Origin of the sequence: Lentzea sp. CA-135723 (genome assembly GCF_050936595.1) — a bacterium.
Lineage (GTDB): Bacteria > Actinomycetota > Actinomycetes > Mycobacteriales > Pseudonocardiaceae > Lentzea.
Map to the genome: position 1 here is coordinate 202,297 of NZ_JBNJMK010000001.1, position 21,698 is coordinate 223,994.

Below are 21,698 nucleotides of genomic sequence, written 5' to 3' on the forward strand. Positions count from 1 at the left end.
TGATCCACAGGCCGACCACAGGTGTTCAGCGGGTGTTCAAGTGGTTGAACTGCCGCCAACGCGTGGGACTCGTTCCGTGCAGTTTGCCGAACGTGCGCGCGAAGTAGCCGGCGTCCGGGATGCCCACCTGGCGCCCGATGTCGCCCACCGGGAGGTCGGTGACCGCGAGCAGGCGCCTGGCCAGCACCATCCGGCGTTCGGTGATCCACTCGCCCACGGTGCGGCCGGTCCGCTGCCGCACGGTCGACGTGAGGTGGCCGGGGGAGATGCTGACGGCCGCCGCGACCTCGCGCAGGGACAGCGGCTCCCGGTAGCGGCGCTCGATCACGTCGAACACCGCGGCCAGCAGCGGTTCCGCGTTCTCACGCAGGTCGCCGACCAGGTCAGCGGCCAGCCGGGACACCCCGACCAGCAGCAACGTGAGGTGCGCCGACACGGCCTCGCGGTAGCCGTCGCGGCGGTGCGACAGCTCGTCGTGCAACGCCTCGACGCGAGCGGTCCACTCGGCGCGTGCTCCGGAGGGCACCTTGAGCCGCAACGCACCCGTGGCGCCGCCGCGGACGAACGGGAACAGCAGCGGGTGCGTGCGCCACGCCAGGTGCGTGCCGGGAGTGTCGGAGCTCAGCACGTCGGCGGTGAAGAAGACGCCCCAGCCGCGCGCGCCGAGCAGGTCGTCGCTGCGCGCCCGGCCCATCACGTCGCCGGGCGCGATGACGAACAGGTCGCCCGCCTCGACCTGCCGGACTTGCCGGCCGTGCCGCACGACGCCGCCGGAGGCCTCGAAGTACGCGATGCCGGGGAAGTCGTGGGAGTGGGCCTCGTGCGCGCCGTCGAAGCCCGCGCCGTGGCCGAGCGGCACGACCGCCACCGGCACCTCGCCGGGGACGGGCTGCCAGGCGTACTTCGCCGGCTCGTCGCCCTTCAGCGGCGTTCGTCGGGTGCGCACCGTCAAATCGTCCCACTCGAACCACGGATCGGCGCAGAAATCCAGGCAGAACCCCGGCCACGCTGGCCTAATGGCCGAAACATCCTCCCCGGAGCGGGACTACCTGCCCGGCATGGGCAAGCACTACCTGCTGCCGTTCTACGACCTGGTGCACCAGGTGTCCGCGCTCGCCCGCGTGCACGCCGAGATGGTCGAGCTGGCCCGGCCGCAACCGGGGCAACGCGTCCTCGACGTCGGCTGCGGCACCGGGAACCTGTTGCGCGCCACCGCGAAGAGGCACCGGGACGTCGAACTGTCCGGCGTCGACCCCGACCTGAAGATGCTGGCGCGCGCGGAACGCAAGCTCCGGCGGCGGGCGCGGCTGGACAGGGGGTACGCGCAGGAGCTCGGGTTCCCCGGCGCCACGTTCGACGTCGTCTTCTCCAGCCTGATGCTGCACCACCTCGACACGACGTCGAAGGACGAGATGCTGGCGGAAGTGCGGCGCGTGCTGAAGCCGGGTGGTGTGCTGGTGCTCGCCGACATCGTGCACCACCACCGCGGACCGATGAAGGAGCACCTGCACGACAACGTCGGCGACTCCGTCCGGAAGCGGATCGAGGCGGCCGGGTTCACCGTCGAGCCGACCAGGGTGCGCAGGTTGCGGATGTTCGGCACCACAGGAGTCGAGGTCGCGAGAGTCCACTAGGGACAGGTCCATTGTCGACCTATTGAACCCGCACGATGTTGCTTTGCTACCAACGGATCCAATGGATCACGAACTTTCCGGTTAGCGTCATGAGAGCGCGGTCTCCCCTCTAAGCTGCGCGCCGTGACAGATGCGACGGGAAGTCTGGTGGCACAGCGCTACCGGCTTGTTCAGGTGATCGGCACCGGCGGCATGGGCCGGGTGTGGCTCGGCCGTGACGAGGTCATCGGCCGTGAGGTGGCCATCAAGGAGCTGCTGCTCCCGGCCGGTCTCGACGCGCAGCAGCGAGCGGTGCTGTGCCAGCGCGCCATGCGGGAGGCGCAGCTCGCCGGCCAGTTGAACCACCCCGGCATCGTCACCGTGCACGACGTCGTCGAGTACAACGGCACCCCGATGATCGTGATGGAGTTCGTCCGGGGCGGGTCGCTCTCCGATCTGATCAAGACCCAGGGCGCGCTGCCGGCCGACCAGGTCGCCTACATCGCCACGTCGATGCTCAGCGCGTTGCGGGTGGCGCACCAGGCGGGGATCGTGCACCGCGATCTCAAGCCCGCCAACGTGTTGCTGTCCGGCGACCGGGTCGTGATCACCGACTTCGGCATCGCCAGGCTCACCGGCGACGTGCCGCTGACGACCGACGGCTCGATCGTCGGCACGCCCGCGTACATGGCGCCCGAGCAGGGCACCGGCGCGCCGATCACGCCGGCGACGGACCTGTGGTCGCTCGGCGCCACCCTGTACGCCGCGGTCGAGGGCAGGCCGCCGTACCAGGGCCAGGACTTCATGACGACCCTGTCGATGCTGCTCACCCAGGAACCGCCGCCCCCGCAGCGCGCGGGCCACCTGTCGTCGTTGCTGGGCGGGCTGCTGCGCAAGAACCCGGCCGAACGCGCCACGGTCGACCAGGCCCTCGCGATGCTCGCGGGCGCCCCGGTCGTGCTGCCGGTCGTCGCCCAGAAGTCCGGTGTCAGCAGGCGAACGGCGCTGTTCGCGGGCATCGGCGCGGTGGCGGCCATCGGTGGCGGTGCCGCGTGGTGGCTCGCCTCGAAGAACAACGACGGCGAGGCGGCCCAGCTGCCGTCCACCAACGACAACAAGGCGGCGTCCAACAAGGAGGGCGGCTCTGAGCAGTCGCCGACGACGACCAAGTCCGATCCGGGCACGCCGAAGGAGATCGCCGAGCACGTCCAGCTCGTCGACCACAAGGACGCGATCGCGTCCATCGCCTGGAGCCCGGACGGCAAGTTCCTCGCCAGCGCCGAGGACGGCCTGGGCGACGGCGGCGACCTCGTCCGCATCTGGGACACCACCACCAACAAGGTCATCGGCACCGTCCAGCTGCCGGCCGGTCCCGGCGGCGCCGCGGCCACCGCGGTCGCGATCAGCCCGGACGGCAAGATCCTCGCGGCGGGCGGCAACCGCACCGGCGACTTCACCACGTACCTGTGGAACCTCGCCGACCGCTCGATGATCGGCGGCCTCGACGAGAGCCGCTCGATCATGAAGACCCTGCGCTTCCACCCGGACGGCAAGACCCTCGTCGGCGTCACCCACACCGGCCGCATGCAGGTCTGGGACGTCGCCACGCGCAAGGTGAAGATCGGCCTGACCGAGGCGCGCGGCAGCAGCGAGCTGTCGTTCAGCCCGGACGGCAAGCTGCTCGCCTACGCGGGCAGCAAGTACCAGGAGATCAAGATCGTCGACCCGGCCACCGGCAAGACGGTCAAGACCATCAACGACTCGACCGGCGACGGCGGCTCGTTCTCACCCGACGGCAAGACCCTCGCGGTGATCGACGGCGACGGCACCAACAGCATGCAGCTCTGGGACGTCGCGTCCGGCCAGAGCAAGGCCGTGTTCCTGCGCGCGGACGACGACCTCACGCTGTCCAGCGCGCTCTACCACCCGGACGGCGACACGGTCGCGGCCTGGGGGCAGGGCAACTTCGTGCAGCTGTGGGACGTGGAGACGAAGAAGATCCGCGCCACCGTGATCGGGGCGGCCGGGCAGATCCAGGCGGTGGCGTTCTCGCCGGACGGCAAGCGGATCGCGGCGGGCGGCGACGACAAGATCGTCCGGATCTGGAAGCTGGCCTAGAGTCCTTCGAGCTCGAAGACGTCGATGCCGTGGCGGTCCAGCGTGTCCGCGAACGCCTCGATGACGTTGTCGAGGATCCACTCGCACCGCGCCTTCAGCACGGCACCCTCCGCGCTGCGGAACGCCGGGATCGTCGGCGTGAGGCGGGCGGAGACGGTCCAGTCGGTGTCGTACTGCCACAGCTCGGCGGCCGGGGTCAGCAGGATCCCGGCCTCCTTGACGACGCCGGGGTGGGTCGCGCTCGGCGTCCTGGTCGTCAGCACCAGCCAGCCGGACGCGATCCGCACCTTCTGGTCGCCTGCCCGGTCGTGCAGCGTGTGCTCGGCGGGGATCTGGTGGTTCGTCAGCAGGATCACGACCTTGCGCGCCCACTCCGAGATCGTCGCGGCCCGCTCGGCCCACGCCCGCGCGGCAGCCTCTTCGGCGAGCTTGCGCTCCTTCATGAACGTCACGAGGTCATCCATGATCAGTGAACATAGCGTGACTCGGTCGTCACAAACGGTGTGATCGCTGGAAACGCGCGGTTCGTAGCGTCGAACTCCATGACCCTCGACCAGGTTGTGGAGCGCGCGGAGGCTCCGGCGGCGTCCAAGGAGACGCTGGAGGACTACACGCTGCGGTTCGCCCCGCGGACGTACCGGCGCTGGACGCCGGCCGTCGTCGGGGCGTCCGCGCTGGGCGGGATCGCCTACATGGCGGACTTCTCGATCGGCGCGGGCATCGCTCTCACGCACGGCACCGGGAACGCGTTGCTGGCCATCGCGTTCGCGGCCGTCGTCATCTTCGTGACCGGCTTCCCGCTGGCCTACTACGCGGCCCGGTACAACATCGACCTCGACCTGATCACGCGCGGATCGGGCTTCGGCTACTACGGCTCGGTGATCACCAGCGTGATCTTCGCGAGCTTCACGTTCATCTTCTTCGCGCTCGAGGGCTCGATCATGGCGCAGGGCCTGCGGTACGCGCTGGGCCTGCCGTTGTGGCTGGGGTACCTGGCGTCGACGCTGGTGATCATCCCGCTGGTGGTCTACGGGATGAAGGTGCTCGCGAAGCTGCAGAGCTGGACGAACCCGTTGTGGTTGCTGCTGATGGTGGCGCCGCTGCTGTACCTGGTGATCGCGGACCCGTCGTCGGTGAGCCGGTGGCTGTCGTACGGCGACCAGGGCGTGAACCTCGCCGCGGTGATGCTCGGCGCGGGCGTGTGCCTGTCGTTGATGGCGCAGATCGGCGAGCAGATCGACTACCTGCGGTTCATGCCACCGCGCACGGCGGAGAACCGCCGGGCGTGGTGGACGTCGATGGTGCTGGCCGGTCCGGGCTGGGTCGTGTTCGGCGCGCTGAAGCAGGCGATCGGCGCGTTCCTCGCGATCTACGTGCTCGACGCGGTCGGCAAGGTCGCGGCGGTGGAGCCGATCGAGCAGTTCACCGGCGTGTTCAAGCAGTTCATGCCCGCGTGGCTGGTGGTGCCGCTCGCGCTGGTGCTCGTGGTGCTCAGCCAGGTGAAGATCAACGTCACCAACGCCTACTCGGGGTCGCTCGCGTGGACGAACTCGTTCACCCGCGTCACGAAGCGCTACCCGGGGCGGTTGGTGTTCGTGCTGGTCAACCTCGCGATCGCGCTGATCCTGATGGAAGCGGACATGTTCAGCTTCCTCAACAACCTGCTCAGCTTCTACTCGAACTGCGCGATGGCGTGGGTCGTCACGGTCGCGGCGGACATCGCGATCAACAAGTACCTGCTGAAGCTGTCGCCGAAGCAGCCGGAGTTCCGCCGGGGCATGCTGTTCGCGGTCAACCCGGTGGGCGTCGGGTCGTTCCTCGCGTCGTCCGTCCTGTCCATTTCCGTCTACTTCGGACTGTTCGGCGCGGGTGTCCAGCCGTACTCGCCGCTGGTCGCCGTCGGCATTCCGATCGTGCTGGCGCCGTTGCTCGCGGTCGTCACGCGCGGCCGGTTCTACCTGCGCCGCACCGACGACGGCATCGCGGAGCCGTTGCTGGACGAGGACGGCAACCCGAGCGGCACGCGGTACGACTGCGTGGTGTGCGCGGAGTCGTACGAGCGGCCGGACATGACGGCGAGCGCGCTGGGCGGCCAGATCTGCTCGTTGTGCCTGAGCACCGACCGTGACGGGCGCCACGTGCTTCCGGCCTCCTGACCGGCGTGGCTCCACGGGCGGGGACCGCCGGGATCGAGCAAACTGCACGGCATGCAGGAATGGGCCTTGCTCGCCGTCGTCGCCGTGCTGATCATCGTGGCGGTGTCGTACTTCGCGCCGAAGCTCGGCGTGGCGGCACCGGTGCTGCTCGTGCTGGTCGGCATGGGGTGCAGCCAGCTGCCCGGCGCGCCCCACCTGTTCGTGGAGCCCGAGTGGATCCTGGTGATCGTGCTGCCGCCGATCCTGTACTCGGCGGCGGTGAACGTGCCGGTCGTGGACTTCCGGCGGGACTTCTCCACGATCGGGTCGCTGTCGGTGCTGCTCGTGGCCGTGTCGGCGTTCGGGACGGGCCTGCTGATCTGGTGGCTGGTCCCGGACATCGGCTTCGCGGCCGCGCTCGCGCTGGGTGCGGTGATCAGCCCGCCCGACGCGGTCGCGGCCACCTCGATCGGCAAGCGCCTCGGGCTGCCACCGCGGCTCGTGACCATTCTGGAGGGTGAGGGCCTGGTCAACGACGCCACGGCGCTGGTGCTGCTGCGCACCGCCGTCGTGGCGATCACGGCGAGCGTCACGTTCGGCGACGCGCTGGGCGACTTCGCCTACGCCGTCGCCGTGGGCGTGGCGATCGGGTTCGTCGTCGGCCTGGTGTCGGTGTGGGTGCGGTCGAAGATCCAGGGCCAGCCCGTGCTGACCACCGCGATCTCGTTCGTGGTCCCGTTCCTCGCGTTCATCCCGGCGGAGGAGGCGCACGCGTCGGGCGTGCTCGCCGTGGTCATCGCGGGCCTGATCACCGGCCACCTGAGCGCACGCCGCTTCACCGCGCACGACCGCATCTCCGAACGCACGAACTGGCGCACGATCCAGCTGTTGCTGGAGAATGGCGTCTTCCTGCTGATGGGCTTCGAGCTCACCGCCGTCATCGGCGCCGTGGCGGACGAGGGCGTGCTGCGCACCCTGATGATCGGCGTCCTGGCCACGGCCACCCTGGTCCTGCTGCGCGGCGTGTTCGTGATCCCGCTGATCGCCATGCTGCGCCGCCAGCAACGCCGCGCGGACGCGTTCACCGGCAAGCTCGACTCCTTTTTGGACCGCTTCCTCGAACGCGGCCCCCGCCCAGGCGAGGAGAAGCGCTACGACCGCGGAGTCCGTGCCCTGCAACGCAAACAGGCCGACGTCGCGTTCTACGCGAGCGAGGGCCTGAGCTGGCGCGGCGGCGCCGTCCTCGCCTGGTCGGGCATGCGCGGCGTCGTCACCCTGGCCGCGGCCCAGACCCTGCCCACCGACGTGCCGCACCGCGACGAGCTGGTCCTGATCGCCTTCACCGTCGCGATCCTGACGCTGGTCGTGCAGGGAGGCTCGCTGCCGCTGGTCATCAAGTGGCTCGGCATCCGCGGCAACGACGAGGAACACGGCCGCCGCGAGTACGCCCGCCTGGCCAACGAACTGGTCGTCGCCACCCAGGACCTGCTGGCCAGCCCGACCCTGTGCCGCGAGAACGGCGACTCGTTCACCGACGACGTGCTGGAGCGGACCCGCGAGCGCACGGTGATGATGAGCGAGAACATCGAGAAGATGCTGGTCGAACCGGAGCCGGACAGCGAGATGCACCAGCACCGCGAGCTGCAGCGGCTGATGCTGGACGCGCAGCAGAACGCGTTGCTGGACGCGCGGGCGGGCGGCACCTACAGCTCGCACACGCTGGAGAAGGCGCAGAACTTCGTCGACAGCTTCTCGGTGCGCTTCAACTGACCCGGCGAACGGCGCCGGCGGGCAGCCGTGGAGTCAGTCGCCTGCGGGGTGCCTTTGTCACCGGCGGGCGCTTCGTCGGAGGCAGCGGATCGGCCACGCAAGTGCGATGAGGGCGAGGAGCGCCGCCGCGAGTTCCATGGCCGCCGAGCTGTCGGACGCGCCGCGCTGCCTGCGGGCGCGGACGTAGAAGCTGAGCCCGATCACGGCTGGCATCAGGCTGACCGCGTAGGCGAACGCCCAGTACGTCCAGTTCCTGCTGAACTCGGCGTGCAGGCTCCCCATGCCTTCGCCGTTGTGGGCGTCGTTGGGGAAGTGAGATGGGTCCCCTCGCGCGGGAATCGACACGCTCACCCTGCGCGAGGCGCGTCGTGCGGCCGGACCGTTGCGCCCCAATCAGAACGGGTTGCCGCTCACCTTCGCCTGCACGTCCACCGTGTTGCGCGGTGACGCCCCGAGCGTCAGCCGCGACACGATCTTGTACCGGTCCCCCCGGTAGATCGAGTGCACGTACTCGACCTGCCGCCCCTCGGCGTCCGTCGTCAGCCGCTCGAACAGCAAAGCCGGCGCCAGCACGGGCACGGCCAGCAGAGCGGCCTCTGACTCGTTCACCACGGTCGGCTCGATCGACTGCACCGCCTCGGAAACGTGCACGCCGTGCTCGCGCAGCCGTTCGTAGAAGTCGCCGGACTCCATGTCGTGCAACGTCAACGAAGGCGCGACAGCCGCCGGCACGTGCAGGTACTCCAACGCCATCGGCTCGCCGTCGACGAGTCGTAGCCGGGCGATGTAGTGGATCTCGGCCGCGGGGGAGAGGTGCAGCCGGCGGCCGACGCGGGCGCCGGCCGGGATGCGGGCGTGTTCCAGCACCCGGGACGACCACACCCCGCCCGCCTGGGGCAGGGACATGGAACCCGTGTCGGAGACCATCTCCTGGGTGATCTTGGCGCGGGCCACGAAGGTGCCGCGGCCGTGCTGGCGGACCAGCAGGCCGGTGTTGACCAGTTCCTCCACCGCCGAGCGGACGGTGGGGCGGGACACCGAGAGCTGTTGGCACAGCACGCGTTCCGCCGGGATGGGGGCTCCCGCGGGGTGGGTCTCGATGAGTTCGAGCAGGTGGTCGCGGACCCGCTCGCGCTTCAGGATCGCTTCGGCCATGCCTCTCCGCTTCGTCGGCGGCCAGTATGGCATACCAGTGGTAAGCAAGCGGCAAGTTCAAGATCGGGAGCGCTCTCACGCGTCCGAACTGGGGATTGACCTGAGAAGTGGTCTATGCCACTTTCTACCTCACCCGTCGAGACCTGACCAATTGGTCACATCCCAGCGAGAGGTGAGTCGTGTCGCGCTCCGCTGCCTTACTGGTTCTTGCACTCGCCCTGTCCGCCTGCGGCACGGAGGCCGGAGGGGGTGAGAAGCAGGAGATCACCGTGTGGCTCATGAAGGACACGGCCACGGACGACTTCGTCCAGAGGTTCGAGTCCGAGTTCGAGAAGGACCACGCGAACCTCGACCTGAAGATCCAGATCCAGGAGTGGAACGGCATCACGCAGAAGGTGACCAGTGCGCTGGCCAGCACCGATCCGCCCGACGTGATCGAGGTCGGCAACACCCAGGTCGCGCAGTACGTGGCCAGCAAGGGCGTCACGGACCTGTCCGGCAAGAAGTCCGAGCTGCAGGGCGACGACTGGATCCCCGGCCTCGCGGATCCCGGTGCGGTGGACGGCAAGCAGTTCGGCGTGCCGTTCTACGCGGCCAACCGGGTCGTGATCTACCGCAAGGACCTGTTCGAGGCCGCGCAGGTCACGCCGCCGAAGACGCGCGAGGAGTGGCTCGCGGCCACCGCCAAGCTCGACCAGGGCGACCAGCAGGGCATCTACCTGCCCGGCCAGAACTGGTACACGCTGTCCGGGTTCGTCTGGGACGAGGGCGGCGACCTCGCGAAGCAGGACGGCGCGAACTGGAAGGGCTCGCTCAACACGTCAGAGGCGTTGGCGGGCATGGACTTCTACAAGCGGCTCCAGGCGCTCGGCGACGGCCCGAAGGACGCCGACGAGTCCAAGCCGCAGCAGACGGACGTGGTCGCGGGCGGCAAGGTCGCCCAGTTCATCGCGGTGCCCGGCGCGGCGAAGCTCGTCACCAAGGCCAACCCCGCGCTGGAAGGCAAGATCGGCTTCTTCCCGATCCCCGGCAAGACCGCCGACAAGCCCGGCGCGGTGTTCACCGGCGGCTCCGACCTGATCATCCCGCTGGCGTCCAGCAGGCAGGACGGCGCGTACGAGGTCGTCAAGGCGCTGGCCGGCGAGAAGTGGCAGGTCGAGCTCGCGAAGGCGATGAACTACGTGCCCAACCGCAAGTCGCTCGCGAACGCGGTCGGCGGCGACCCCGGCACGGCGGCCATGGCGCAGGGCGCGGCCAACGGCTTCGCCACGCCGAACTCGCCCAACTGGGCGGCGGTCGAGGCCCGCAACCCGATCAAGGAGTTCCAGACGGCGGTGCTGACCGGCGCCGACCCGAAGACGGCGGCCGCGAAGGCCGACGAAGTGATCACCCAAGCGCTCAACTCCGGCAAATGACGCTGCTCGCCGAGAGGCCGGTGCAGGAGACCGCACCGGCCCCTCCTCCGAAGCGCAGACGGCCGATCCTGCCGTACCTGCTGATCGCGCCCACCCTGCTCACCACCGCGTACCTGCTGCTGTACCCGCTGGTGCGCAACGTGATCATCTCGCTGCAGGAGTTCGGGCTGCCGCAGCTGGTCAGGGGCGACGCGAAGTTCGTCGGCTTCGACAACTACGCGAAGGTGCTCACGGACCCCGAGTTCTGGGGCGTGGTCCGCAGGACGCTGTACTTCACGGCGATCAACGTCGTGCTCATCATGGTGCTGTCCACTCTGGTCGCGCTGCTGCTGGTCAGGCTCGGCAAGTGGTTGCGGTTCTTGGTGATGGGCGGCCTGGTGCTGACCTGGGCGACGCCGATCATCGCCGCCACCACGGTGTTCCAGTGGCTCTTCCAGTCCCGGCTGGGCATCGTGAACTGGGCGCTGGTCGCGCTCGGCTTCGAGGAGTACCGCGGCTACACCTGGTTCGCGGACGGCGACGCCACGTTCGGCATCCTCGTCACGCTGATCGTCTGGCAGTCGGTGCCGTTCGCCGCGCTGTCGCTGTACGCGGCGATGATCACCGTGCCGCAGGAGCTGTACGAGTCGGCGCGGATCGACGGCGCCGGCGCGTGGCGGGTCTTCACCACCATCACGTTCCCCATGCTGCGGGCCATGTTCGGGCTGATCACGTGCCTGGAGGTGATCTGGGTCGTCAAGGCGTTCGTGCAGATCTGGGTGATCAGCCAGGGCGGTCCAGGGCAGGCCACGACGACGTTGCCCGTCTACGCCTTCCAGGTCGCGCAGTCGTTGCAGCGCTACGACCTGGGCGCCGCGGTCTCGATGTTGATGGTCGTGTTGCTGGTGCTCGCGCTGCTGGCGTACTTCCGCCAGCTCTACCGGCAGGAGCGGGACGCATGATGATCGGGAGGATCTCCCGCACGACAGCGGCGCTGGCGGTGTTCGTGCTCTCCGTCTTCCCCGTCTACTGGATGGTGCTCACGGCCTTCAAGCCCACCAAGGACATCCAGAGCGAGACGCCGACGTTCCTGCCGATCCCGCTCACGTTCGACCACTTCGGCACTGCCATCGCCGCGCAGGGCTTCTTCTCGTTCTGGCGCAACAGCCTGCTGGTCGCGGGAGGGGCGGTGCTGCTGGCCCTCGGTGTCGCACTGCTCGCCGCGTTCGCGATCGCCCGGTTGCAGTGGAAGGGACGCAGGGCGTTCGTGCTGATGGTGTTCATCGCTCAGATGACGCCCTGGGAGGCGTTGCTGATCCCGATCTACGTGATCGCGCGCGACACCGGCATGCTCGACACGCTCTGGATCCTCACGCTGGTCTACTTCATGATGACGCTGCCGTTCACCATCGTGACGCTGCGCGGGTTCCTCGCCGCCATCCCCGTCGATCTCGAAGAGGCCGCGCAGGTCGACGGCTGCACGCGCGGCCAGGCGTTCCGCAAGGTCGTGTTCCCGCTGCTCGCACCGGGACTGCTCGCGACCTCGCTGTTCGGGTTCATCACGGCCTGGAACGAGTTCGCCTTCGCCAACGTGCTGATCATCAAGAACCAGGACGACCGCACGCTGCCGGTCTGGCTGTCGTCGTTCAACAACACCTTCGGCACCGACTGGGGCGCCACGATGGCGGCCTCCACGCTGTTCATGCTGCCGGTGCTGCTGATCTTCGTCGTCTTGCAGGGCCGGGTCACCACCGGCATCGTCGGAGGGGCGGTGAAGGGATGATCGTGCCGCTGCCGACCAGGATCGTCCGGCGCAGCAAGGGTTTCACGCTCGACTGCGGAACGAGCATCAGGGTCACGCCAGGTGCCGAGCAGGCCGCCAGACTGCTGCGGACCCTGCTCAGGCCCGCCACCGGCCTGCCGCTGCCGCTCGCCGACCACGGCCAGGTCCTCTTCGCGCTCGACGCCAAGCTCGTCGGCCTCGGCGAGGAGGGCTACGCGCTCACCGTCAACGAGCACGGCGTCCTGCTCAGGGCGGCCACGCGCAACGGCCTGGCGCACGGCGTCCAGACCATCCGCCAGCTGCTGCCGCCCGAGGCGCTCCGGCCGAGCCGGGTGTCCGAGGTGGAGTGGACGTTGCCCGGCGTCGACATCCGGGACGTGCCGCGGTTGCCGTGGCGCGGGTTCATGCTCGACGTGGCACGGCACTTCCAGCCGGTGCACGTGCTGCGCAGGTTCCTCGACCTGATGGCGTTCCACAAGCTCAACGTCCTGCACCTGCACCTCACCGACGACCAGGGCTGGCGCATGCCGGTCCCGGCCCACCCACTGCTCACCTCGATCGGCGGCTGGCGCACCGAGACCAACGGCGACGGCGTCCCGCACGGCGGCACCTACACCCGCTCCGAACTGGAGGGACTCGTCGCGCACGGCGCCGAACGTGGCATCCGGGTCATGCCGGAGATCGAGATGCCCGGTCACGCCCGCGCGGCGCTGGCCGCGTACCCCGACCTCGGCATCGCCCCCGAGCCGCTGCCGGTCTGGACCCGCTGGGGCATCAGCGATGCCGCGTTCGGGATGCACGCCCTCGGCTTCGTCCGCGAGGTGCTGGCCGAGGTGCTGGAGATCTTCCCCGGCGAGCACGTCCACCTCGGCGGCGACGAGTGCCTGCTGCCCGAGGACGTGCACGGCCGGTTCCTGAAGCAGGCGAGCAAGTACCTGCTCGACCGCGGCCGCACCCCGGCGGCGTGGGAACCGACCGGCGACGCGCGGTCCGTCCTCATGCCGTGGAAGGACGAAACCCAGGCCACCGCAGCACTCGAACGCGGCCAGCCGGTCGTGATGGCCCCGCACACCTCCACCTACCTCGACTACCCGCAGACCGACGGCACGCACGAACCACCCGGCCAGCCCGGGTACGTCGTCACCACCCGCGACGTCTACCACGTGCCCCTGCCCGACGGCGTGCTCGGCGCCCAGTGCCAGCTGTGGACCGAGCACGTGCGCTCGAAGGACCACCTGGAGTACCTGGCGTTTCCCCGACTTGCCGCGCTGGCCGACACCCTCTGGTCCCAGCGCCCCGAGTGGGAGGGCTTCACCACCCGGATGCGCCTCCACTCGTCAAGGCTCGCCGCCCTGTCCGTCCCTGCCGAAATGAGGAGAGAACGTTGCGAGCACTCTTAGCCGCGTCCTGCGCGGCACTGGCGGTGGCCGCACTGGCCGTCGCACCGAACGCGTTCGCCGCCGACGCGATCACCGCCCAGTACCGGACCAGCGCGTCCGGTGCGACGACCGACCAGGCCGAACCCTGGTTCAAGCTGGTCAACTCCGGCAGCACGAGCGTGCCGCTGTCCGAGGTGAAGATCCGCTACTACTTCAAGGCCGACACCCCGGACGTCGGCTACCGCTTCGCCTGCTCGTGGGCCGTGCGCGGCTGCGGCAACGTGACCGGCGAGTTCGGCACGCTCACCGGCGGTCCCGCCGACCGCTACCTGGAGGTCGGCTTCACCGCCGGCGCTGGCACGCTGAACCCCGGCGCCGACTCCGGCGACCTGCAACTCCGCTTCTACCGCACCAACTGGGGCCCGATCACCCAGACCGACGACTACTCGTTCCGCGCCGACAGCAGCTACTCGGCGTCCAACAAGGTGACGGTCTACCGCGGCAGCACGCTGCTGTGGGGCACCCCGCCCGGTGGCACTCCGCCCACCACCACGACGACCACGACGACGCCGCCGAACCCCAACGGCGCCAAGATGTTCGACGACTTCGCCTACACCAGCTCCAGTGACTCGCGGATCAGCCAGCGCGGCTGGACCGTGCGGTCGGGCGCGGGCGGTCCCGGTGTCCCCGGCGCCGAGTGGGACGCCTCGCGCGTCACGTTCCCGACCGTGGACGGCCAGAAGGTCATGCGCCTCGACTCGTGGAACAACGGCTCCGCGGCCAAGCAGACCGAGATGTTCCACCAGCGCAAGTTCTTCGAGGGCACCTACGCGGCGCGGGTGAAGTTCAGCGACGCGCCGGTGTTCGGCCCGGACGGTGACCACGTCGTGCAGACGTTCTTCACCATCACCCCGCTCGACGCGCCGATGGCCCCGAACTACGGGGAGATCGACTTCGAGTACCTGCCCAACGGCGGCTGGGGCGAGCAGGGCAACATCATGTACGAGACCACGTGGGAGACCTACCAGAACGAGCCGTGGGTCGCCGACAACATCCACAACGAGCAGCGCCAGAGCTACAACGGCTGGCACGACCTCGTCTTCCAGGTCGCGAACGGCCGGGTGAAGTACTACATCGACGGCGCGCTCGTCGCCGACCACGGTGACAAGTACTACCCGGAGACGCCGATGTCGATCAACTTCAACCTCTGGTTCATCTCGGGCGGCCTGCAGGGCAGCAGCGCCGAACGCGCCTACCAGCAGGAGGTCGACTACGTGTACTTCGCCAAGGACCAGGTGCTGAGCCCGGCCCAGGTGAAGACGGCGGTGCAGGACTACCGCACCGCGGGCGTCACGCACACCGACAACGTGTGACGGCGGACGGGCGCCTCGGTTCCCGGGGCGCCCGTCTCAGTCCCGGAGCAGCTCGTCCACCAGCACCGCGATGTCGTGGTCGCCGTAGCCGCGCCGCAGGTGGTGCATCTGGGTCCCCGCCAGGTGGCGCAGTTCGGCCGGCAGCTTCTCGGGTTTGAGCGCGCCGCGCAGGCCGACGAGCACCGGCACGACCTTCTTGTCGTTGTGGCGCGCGAGGATCAGCTCCCGGCGCACCCAGTCGTCCGGGTCGTCGAGGAACCGCACCCCGGCGTTGTTGGTCTGCGTCTCCCAGCGCCTGCCGACGATCGCGATCACCGTCTCGCAGTCGCGCACGGTGTTCTCCAGCGTCTCGGCGAAGTCCGGCAGGCCCGGCCGCATGGACCGCACGTCGTAGAACACGGCCCGCTCGCCGAGCCGGCGGACCAGTTCCCGGTGCAGCAGCTCGGGAACCGCCTCGGCGTCGCCGGTGCGGAAGTTGAGGAAGTACCTCGGCGCGGACGGTGGCGGCGGGTTCACCTCCACCCCGTACGGCTTGAGCAGGTCGATCAGCCACGGCAGCTCGGCGGGGTCGTCCAGCGCGCGGACCGTCCCGGTGGCCGGGGGAGCCGCGCACCTGTCGTCGAAGAGGACGACGGTCTGCCGCGGCATGTCCGCGATCGACTGCCACAGGATCCCGTCCGCCCACGGCACCTCGCGGTGCAACCACTCCGCCCACTCCCTGGTGACGTGGAAGCGGTTCGGCGTCGTCGTGGTGAGCCACGGGTCCTGGTGGACCGCGGCGAGGTCGGGCGCGTAGTAGAGGCGGATGAGGTTCAGATCCGTGTGCGAGCGCACCTCGGTGAGCACCTGGCCGGTCAGGGCCGTGCGCTGGAGGATGCGCGCGTTGCACTCGGCGAGGGCGAACTCGCGCAGGAACCGTTCGGCGATCGCGGTTTCCGGTGCGGCGGACATGCACAGCGTGCGGTGGTCGGCGCCGATGCACGCGTCGAACCGGCCGCCACCGAACACGCTGCTGTGCTGGGGATCGAAGAGGTGCGCCTTCCGCGTCGCGGGGTGGACGCGGTGGAAGGTCGACCCGGCGGCGACGACCTCACGCGCGGGCGTGCCGGTGAGCCGCGGTGGGGGAGGGATCTCGGGCACGCCTCAGCCCTCCGTGACCGCGACGGCGGCCGCCACCAGCAGTTCGTCGGGTGTCCGCCCGATCAGCTCGTACGGCGGCTCGGTGAGCCAGGCGTTCGCGCTGAACCACCAGTCGGCCGCGCCCCACGGGTCCTCGTGCGCGCGCAGCACCCGGTTCACCCGCAACACGACCTCCAGCGGAGTCCCTTCCTCGTCGAACTGGAACACCGGAACGGCAGCGCTGCCGTCGTCGCGGTCCAGCTTGATCACCCCGAACACGTCCGGCGAGTGCTGTCGCTCCCGCAGATCGGAGGCCGACTCCCAGACGTGCGTGAGAACGCGCTCCTTCGCGCTGCGGGGACGTCCGTAGAACCGCACGTCGCCCGAGATCGACACCAGCAGCCGGTCGAGCACGTCGGCGTGTCTTGGATCGGAGTAGCGGACGCCGGCGTTGGCGAAGACCGCGTCGTCGTGGGGGAGGAGCTCGCCGAGCAACCGCGTCAGCGCGTGCGCGATGGCGGCCCGTTCGTCGGCGCTCTGGGCGGAGCGCATCGCGTCGACCAGCCCGCGCAGCCGGGTGCGGCCGTCGGAACCGAGCCGGTGGGTGACCCGGTCCCAGTCCGCGACGAGCGCGTCGATGATGTGCTGGACGGCCATGCGGTCATTCTGCCGCCCGGGCCCGGGAGTATTTGGACAGAAACAGGACAGTTGCCTGTCGTCGCCGGGGAACGCGCCGGGCGGGTCGTAGCGTCGGTCGCACCGGACGGAGGTGGGACCTGGTGAACCCGTCGAGTCGCCACCGAGCCCGGTTGGAGCGCGCCGAGTCGCTGCTGGACGCACTCGACGACCCGGCCGCGGATCCCCGCGCGTTCGCCGAGGTGCGGGAGCTGCTCGACGAGGTCCAGCAGGCCGCGGCGAGGCCCGGCTTCGACTGGGTGTGGGCGCACTACCTGAGCGCGTTGTGGCACCGGCTCCAGGCACGGGCGCAGGCGGACGTCCGCGAGATCGACGTCGCGATCGTGGAGCTGAAGCTCGTGACCGAGTGCTGGGACGCCCCCGACTTCCGGGTCGAGCTGGTGAACCTGCTCCGGTTCAGGTACGCCGTCACCGGCGACCGGCCTCACCTGGACGGGTGCGTGCAGGTGCTGCGCGGTCTCGTCACCGAGGAGTTCGCGTCCGAGGCCCAGCGGGGCTGGATCCACTCGTTGCTCGGCCGGCAGCTGGTCGAGCAGTTCCGTCGCGCCCTGGACGACGACGGCACGGTGGAACCCGTGCTCCTCGACGAGGCCGAGAAGCTCCTGGACGGCAGTCTCGACCACTTCGACGAGGACGCGGCGAGCCGGCGCGCCGACACCGTGCTCGGCCTCGCCAGGCTGCACTTCCTCCGCGTCCGCACGTCGCTCTCGCGCGACCGGGAGGAGGACTGGGAGGAGGCGGTCGCCCTCTGCGAGTCGGTGCAGGACCCCGAGGCGGCGGTGGAGCTCGCCCGGTTGTGGTACTGGCGGTTCGACGAGTCCGGAGAGCCGTTCGCCCGCACCGAGGCCTTGCGGTGGCTGGACGAGAGCGAGCACTCCGCGGAGCTCGTGCACCTGCGCGGCGAGTTGCTGCTCGGTCTCGCGCGCGAGGACCGGTCCGAGCTGCCCCGCCTGATCGACTTCCTCACCGAGGCTTTCGCCGCCGAGCCTGTCGCCGTCGTCGGAGTTCAGCTGGTCGAGGCGCACTGGCTGGCGTGCGACGCCGAGGCGGTGGTGCGCGTCACCGGTCGGCTCGAAGCGGAGGTCGCCGAGCTGATGAGGTCGCATCGGGCCATCGCGCTGGCCTCACTGGCTTTGCGGGGACGTGCGGCGGTCGCTGAGGCCGAGGCGTTGTTGCTCGACGTCATCGCTGATCCGGACCAGATGGGCTGGCGCAAGAACTCCGCGCTGGCGTTGCTGGTGGCGTTGCGGACGGGGGACGCCACGATGCCGGACGTGATGGGGGAGGTCGACGCGGACGGGGTGGCGCGCCACCTGCTCGCCTGGCTCAGGGAGCACGAACAGCCGGGCTGGGAGTGGCGGTGCGCGCTGGCCGCGTTGCACAGGCAGGTGGTGCGGGACGGCGATCTGGCGTCGCGAAAGGCCGCGTTGGAGGAGACGGTCGCCGCGCGCGCCGCTCTCGCCGGAGCGGACGCGCCTGTCACCCTGGAGCTGGAGTTCCTGCTCCAGCAGGGGATGTTGACGATGGCGGTGAGCGAGAGCACCGAGGATCCCCGCACGGCGATCGCCGCGGCCGCTTTGCTGGAAGAGGCTCTCGGCAAGGTGGGAGAAGATCATCCGCTGCGCAGCGACGTGCTCGGTCTCTATGGAAGTGCTTTGTCGTACACGCACATGTGGAGCGGTTCCGGGCCTGCTCCGCTGGGCGACGCGACAGGTGCGCTGGGGGTGGCGAGCGGGAACGCGGACACCCCGCCCCACCTTCGCGCGAGTTACCTGATCATCCTCGCCCAGGCCCAGATGTTGACGAACATGCGGGAACGGGCCGACCTGCACGGTTCCGCGGTGGAGCTGTGCCGGCAGGCGATGAACCTCGTGGACGAGGGCAGTGCCGAACACACCGAGGCGGTGAAGGTGCTGGGAATGCTCCTGTTCCAACGGTTCCTCGAGTTCGGCGAACGGCATGACCTCGTCACCGCGGTGAGCCACCTGCGCGCGGTGAGGGACCGCGGGCGGGTGGACCAGTTCGAGCCGATGCTCCGGCAGGCGGAGGCGATCCTGCACACCGGCCAGATCGACAGGAGCACGAGCAGGGACGAGTTGTGCGAACAGCTCGCGAACCTGGACGCCGGTTCGATGAGTCCGGTGTTGCTGGCCTCGTCGCGGCTCGAACTGGCCACGATGCTGATCGCTCAGGCCGAGGACGGCGACACCGAGGTGCTGGAGCCCGCGCTCGAAGCGTTGACGCTGGTGCTGGAGGCCGTCGAGAACGGTGAGGTCACGCACGCGGCGTTCAGCTTGGACGCGGTCAAGGCCTGGGCGCTGGCCGCGCACCGGATCGGCGATCACGACAGGTTCCTGCGGGGAATCAGGATGCTGGCGGCGTTCCGGGACGACACCGGGCTTCCGGCCAGTGATCGCGCCTCCGCGGGGTTGAGCCTCTCGATGTTCTGGGCGCAGCGGCACGACGTCACCCTGGACACCGGCGATCTGGACGAAGCCCTGCGCCAGTACGCGCGGGTCGATCTCGTCGCGCTGAGGGGACCCGACAGCACCGGGTTGCTGGACGATCTCGCCGACTCCTGCTGGGACCTGGTCGCGCGCGGGTACGGACAGGCGGCCGTGCGGGTGGGCTTCGACTCGCTTCGCCTGCGCGCGAACAACGTGGTGCTGCAGGCACAGGAGGAGCATGCGGTGCGGCAAGCCGCCGATGCCGCTTTTCGAGGCCAGCAGGTGGCCTTGCGGTGTGCCGCGCTCGGCGACCTCGTCCGCGCCGTCGAAGCCGTGGAGTGGGGGCGCGGGCTGGTGCTGCACAGCGCGACCGTGACGTCCGGTATCGGCGAGAGGTTGCGGGCGGCGGGCCGTGAAGAGCTCGCGGCGGAGTGGGAACGCGGGCCGGCGGCGGCCGATGCCTGGTTCGCGCCGAGCGATGTGCGCAGGCGGGTGCTTTCCTCGCTGGAGAACGACTCCCGGACGTTGAGTCCATCGATCGCCGAGATCTCCGACGCGCTTCAGGGCTTGGACGCCACGGCTCTCGTGCATCTGGTGCCGGGACAGGGCGAACACTCCGGACGGGCGTGGGTGACCGCGGCGGAGGGGTCGGTCACCGAGGTGTTGTTGCCGTTGCTGGTCGACGGGCCCGGCAGCGCGGTCGGCCGTTACCTCGCGGCGGACGACGAGCAACGGCGTGAGCAGCTGCCGGCGTTGTGCGAGTGGGCGTGGCAGGTGGCGGTGGAACCGTTGCTGGGACACGTTCCCGGTGACATGCCGTGGTTCGTGCTGGTGCCCACCGGCGCGCTCGGTGTGGTGCCTTGGCACGCGGCGGGTGGTGACGGGCGGATGGCGTTGCGGGAAGCCGGGTTCACCTACGCCGTGTCGGCCAGGCAGTTGTGCGATCTCGCGCGGCGGCCCCGGCAACCGGTGGGCGCGTCGCCGGTCGTCGTGAGCGACCCCGTGGGGACGCTCGTCGGCGTGTCGTACGAGGCGGAGTTCCTGCACGGTCTCTGTCCACACGGGCACTTCTACGGCCAGGCGGGTCCTGCCGTGCCCGTGCGCGGTGCGGGGACGCCCGCCGAGGTGCTGGCGGAGAGCGGTGCCTCGTTGTTGCACCTGGGATGTCACGCGCGGACGGGGGCGACTCCCGCGCAGTCCGTCCTGGAGTTGGCGCGCGCGGAGTTGTCCGTCGGGCAGATGTTGCGCCATGCCGGCGGACGTCCGGGTGGTGCGACGGGTGGGCTCGTGGTGCTGGCCGCGTGTGAGAGCGACCTGACGGCGAGCCTGCACGACGAGGCGTTGACGCTGGCCGCCGCGTACGTGGTGGCGGGTGCGTCGGGTGTCGTCGGCACGAAGTGGAAGGTCGACGACATCGAGTCGGCGCTGCTGATGTGCGTGTTCTACGACTTCGTGCTCAGGAAAGGGATGAGGCCGCGCGACGCGTTGCGCGCGGTGCAGCTCTGGGCACTGGACGCCGATCGTGCCGTTCCGGCCGGAGTGGCCAGGCACCTGGCCGAACGCGGCCGGACGGCCGTCCTCGCCGAACCGCGCTACTGGGCGGCGTTCGCGCACCAGGGGTGGTGAGCGTCAGGTGGAGGTCACTGCCTCGCAGCCGACCTCCTGGCCGGGCTGACCGGTGGCCGTCGCCAGTTCCTTGACGCCGTCGAGCAGGATGCGGCACGTCAGCACCTGGTCGCCCTTCGGCGTCCCGGCGACGTGGGCCTTCTCGCCGGCGTTGATGATGACCTCGGTCGTCCACGGCAGCGGGGCGTCCTCGCTGACGGTGCGCGGGGTCTCCTTGCGGTTGCGGTCGGGCGACTCGGCGTACGTCACGTCCGCGAGGGTGTCCGCCGGTTGCGCCGACACCTCGTAGGTGATGGCCCAGGACTTGCCGATCAGCGTGTTCCAGCCGCCCAGGTGGTTGACCAGCGCGACCGTTCCGCCGCCGACCACGGCCAGCACGGCGAGGACGACCAGGAGCGTCTTCATAGGACAGACGGTAGTGGTGGCGGCGTGCACCGGCATCGTTCGCGGGTGTGACGCGGGGGTCATCCTCGGGGACGACTCACTTGAGCAGCAGGCGGACCGTGAGCTCGAGGCGGTTCGCGACGTCCGTGGCGGTGGCGCGGCGGGTCACCCACGCGACCAGGTTGGACAGCCACACGTCGCCGATCACGCGCGCGATGGCCTTCTGCTCGTCCGTGGGCGCGTCGTCGCTCATCGCCTTGGTGAACATGCTCTCCATCAGCCACGAGACCCTGTCGATCTCGGCACCCGCGCTGGCGTCGGCGAACGTGAACGCGCGTGTCATCGCCTCGGTGAGGTGCGGGTTGCGCTGCAGGCCTCGGGTGATGCGGCCGAGCACGAACAGCACGCGCTCGTACGGGCTCTCGCCGGGAACGGTGGTGCGGTCCATCTTCTCCTGGGCGCGCTCCAGCTCGACCGCGAGGCTCGACACCAGCAGGTGGACCTTCGAGGGGAAGTAGCGGTACAACGTGCCCAGCGCCACGTCCGCGCGGTCGGCCACGGCACGCATCTGGACGGCGTCGAACCCGCCCTTGGAGGCCAGCGCGATCGTCGCGTCGACGATCCGCTTGCGGCGCTCGCGCTGGGCGGCCGAGCTGAGCTCGTCGCCCGCCATCAACGCGTCCGTGCGCGACTTCGAAGGTGACAC

18 protein-coding genes are annotated in these 21,698 nt (G+C 69.8%); 10 read left to right on the plus strand and 8 right to left on the minus strand.

What is annotated here, in order from left to right; all coding sequences use genetic code 11:
- Window positions 1-25: 25 nt before the first annotated feature.
- On the minus strand, window positions 26-946 hold the full coding sequence (locus ACQEU1_RS00750) for an AraC family transcriptional regulator (protein WP_433195057.1): 921 nt from the start codon (window positions 944-946) through the stop codon (window positions 26-28).
- 70 nt (window positions 947-1,016) lie between these two features.
- On the opposite strand from ACQEU1_RS00750, the gene ACQEU1_RS00755 reads away from it, so the two are divergent.
- On the plus strand, window positions 1,017-1,634 hold the full coding sequence (locus ACQEU1_RS00755; RefSeq protein WP_433195059.1) for a class I SAM-dependent methyltransferase: 618 nt from the start codon (window positions 1,017-1,019) through the stop codon (window positions 1,632-1,634).
- 123 nt (window positions 1,635-1,757) lie between these two features.
- Window positions 1,758-3,731 carry a WD40 repeat domain-containing serine/threonine protein kinase gene (locus tag ACQEU1_RS00760; RefSeq protein WP_433195061.1) on the plus strand — a complete coding sequence of 658 codons (1,974 nt, stop codon included), beginning with the start codon at window positions 1,758-1,760 and terminating at the stop codon, window positions 3,729-3,731.
- Here ACQEU1_RS00760 and ACQEU1_RS00765 read toward each other — a convergent pair.
- The gene (locus ACQEU1_RS00765) at window positions 3,728-4,195 is read right to left on the minus strand and encodes a hypothetical protein (protein ID WP_433195063.1); all 468 of its coding nucleotides are present in this window, start codon (window positions 4,193-4,195) and stop codon (window positions 3,728-3,730) included. The genes ACQEU1_RS00760 and ACQEU1_RS00765 overlap by 4 nt on opposite strands.
- 78 nt (window positions 4,196-4,273) lie before the next feature.
- On the opposite strand from ACQEU1_RS00765, the gene ACQEU1_RS00770 reads away from it, so the two are divergent.
- Both ACQEU1_RS00770 and ACQEU1_RS00775 read left to right on the plus strand, forming a co-directional pair.
- Window positions 4,274-5,887, plus strand: a complete 1,614-nt coding sequence (locus ACQEU1_RS00770; protein ID WP_433195065.1) for a purine-cytosine permease family protein — start codon at window positions 4,274-4,276, stop codon at window positions 5,885-5,887.
- A gap of 51 nt (window positions 5,888-5,938) precedes the next feature.
- Window positions 5,939-7,636, plus strand: a complete 1,698-nt coding sequence (locus ACQEU1_RS00775; RefSeq protein WP_433195067.1) for a cation:proton antiporter — start codon at window positions 5,939-5,941, stop codon at window positions 7,634-7,636.
- A gap of 57 nt (window positions 7,637-7,693) precedes the next feature.
- Here the strand turns inward: ACQEU1_RS00775 and ACQEU1_RS00780 are convergent, their stop codons facing one another.
- Both ACQEU1_RS00780 and ACQEU1_RS00785 read right to left on the minus strand, forming a co-directional pair.
- Entirely contained in the window at window positions 7,694-7,918 is a 225-nt protein-coding gene (locus tag ACQEU1_RS00780; protein WP_433195069.1) for a hypothetical protein, read from the minus strand.
- Window positions 7,919-8,029: 111 nt separating this feature from the next.
- Window positions 8,030-8,791 carry a GntR family transcriptional regulator gene (locus ACQEU1_RS00785; RefSeq protein ID WP_433195071.1) on the minus strand — a complete coding sequence of 254 codons (762 nt, stop codon included), beginning with the start codon at window positions 8,789-8,791 and terminating at the stop codon, window positions 8,030-8,032.
- A 278-nt stretch (window positions 8,792-9,069) separates the two neighbouring features.
- Here ACQEU1_RS00785 and ACQEU1_RS00790 point away from each other — a divergent pair, with 278 nt between their 5' ends.
- The 5 genes from ACQEU1_RS00790 to ACQEU1_RS00810 are packed head-to-tail and all read left to right on the plus strand — an operon-like array spanning window position 9,070 to window position 14,720.
- On the plus strand, window positions 9,070-10,206 hold the full coding sequence (locus ACQEU1_RS00790) for an extracellular solute-binding protein (RefSeq protein ID WP_433195073.1): 1,137 nt from the start codon (window positions 9,070-9,072) through the stop codon (window positions 10,204-10,206).
- Window positions 10,203-11,147 carry a carbohydrate ABC transporter permease gene (locus ACQEU1_RS00795; protein ID WP_433195075.1) on the plus strand — a complete coding sequence of 315 codons (945 nt, stop codon included), beginning with the start codon at window positions 10,203-10,205 and terminating at the stop codon, window positions 11,145-11,147. Before ACQEU1_RS00790 ends, ACQEU1_RS00795 begins: the two co-directional genes overlap by 4 nt.
- Window positions 11,144-11,968 carry a carbohydrate ABC transporter permease gene (locus ACQEU1_RS00800; protein WP_433195077.1) on the plus strand — a complete coding sequence of 275 codons (825 nt, stop codon included), beginning with the start codon at window positions 11,144-11,146 and terminating at the stop codon, window positions 11,966-11,968. Before ACQEU1_RS00795 ends, ACQEU1_RS00800 begins: the two co-directional genes overlap by 4 nt.
- Window positions 11,965-13,368 (plus strand): beta-N-acetylhexosaminidase, encoded by a 1,404-nt coding sequence (locus ACQEU1_RS00805; protein ID WP_433195079.1) that lies wholly within the window; start codon window positions 11,965-11,967, stop codon window positions 13,366-13,368. Before ACQEU1_RS00800 ends, ACQEU1_RS00805 begins: the two co-directional genes overlap by 4 nt.
- The gene (locus ACQEU1_RS00810; protein WP_433195081.1) at window positions 13,353-14,720 is read left to right on the plus strand and encodes a cellulose binding domain-containing protein; all 1,368 of its coding nucleotides are present in this window, start codon (window positions 13,353-13,355) and stop codon (window positions 14,718-14,720) included. The genes ACQEU1_RS00805 and ACQEU1_RS00810 overlap by 16 nt, the downstream gene beginning before the upstream one ends.
- Window positions 14,721-14,756: 36 nt before the next feature.
- Here ACQEU1_RS00810 and ACQEU1_RS00815 read toward each other — a convergent pair whose 3' ends face one another.
- Both ACQEU1_RS00815 and ACQEU1_RS00820 read right to left on the minus strand, forming a co-directional pair.
- Entirely contained in the window at window positions 14,757-15,860 is a 1,104-nt protein-coding gene (locus tag ACQEU1_RS00815; RefSeq protein ID WP_433195083.1) for an RES family NAD+ phosphorylase, read from the minus strand.
- A gap of 3 nt (window positions 15,861-15,863) precedes the next feature.
- Window positions 15,864-16,496, minus strand: a complete 633-nt coding sequence (locus ACQEU1_RS00820) for a hypothetical protein (RefSeq protein ID WP_433195085.1) — start codon at window positions 16,494-16,496, stop codon at window positions 15,864-15,866.
- Window positions 16,497-16,618: 122 nt separating this feature from the next.
- Here ACQEU1_RS00820 and ACQEU1_RS00825 point away from each other — a divergent pair, with 122 nt between their 5' ends.
- The gene (locus ACQEU1_RS00825) at window positions 16,619-20,608 is read left to right on the plus strand and encodes a CHAT domain-containing protein (RefSeq protein WP_433195087.1); all 3,990 of its coding nucleotides are present in this window, start codon (window positions 16,619-16,621) and stop codon (window positions 20,606-20,608) included.
- A 3-nt stretch (window positions 20,609-20,611) separates the two neighbouring features.
- Here the strand turns inward: ACQEU1_RS00825 and ACQEU1_RS00830 are convergent, their stop codons facing one another.
- The gene (locus tag ACQEU1_RS00830; protein ID WP_433195089.1) at window positions 20,612-21,013 is read right to left on the minus strand and encodes a hypothetical protein; all 402 of its coding nucleotides are present in this window, start codon (window positions 21,011-21,013) and stop codon (window positions 20,612-20,614) included.
- A 76-nt stretch (window positions 21,014-21,089) separates the two neighbouring features.
- Window positions 21,090-21,665 carry a cholesterol catabolism transcriptional regulator KstR gene (gene kstR / locus ACQEU1_RS00835; RefSeq protein WP_382438802.1) on the minus strand — a complete coding sequence of 192 codons (576 nt, stop codon included), beginning with the start codon at window positions 21,663-21,665 and terminating at the stop codon, window positions 21,090-21,092.
- Window positions 21,666-21,698 lie beyond the last annotated feature (33 nt).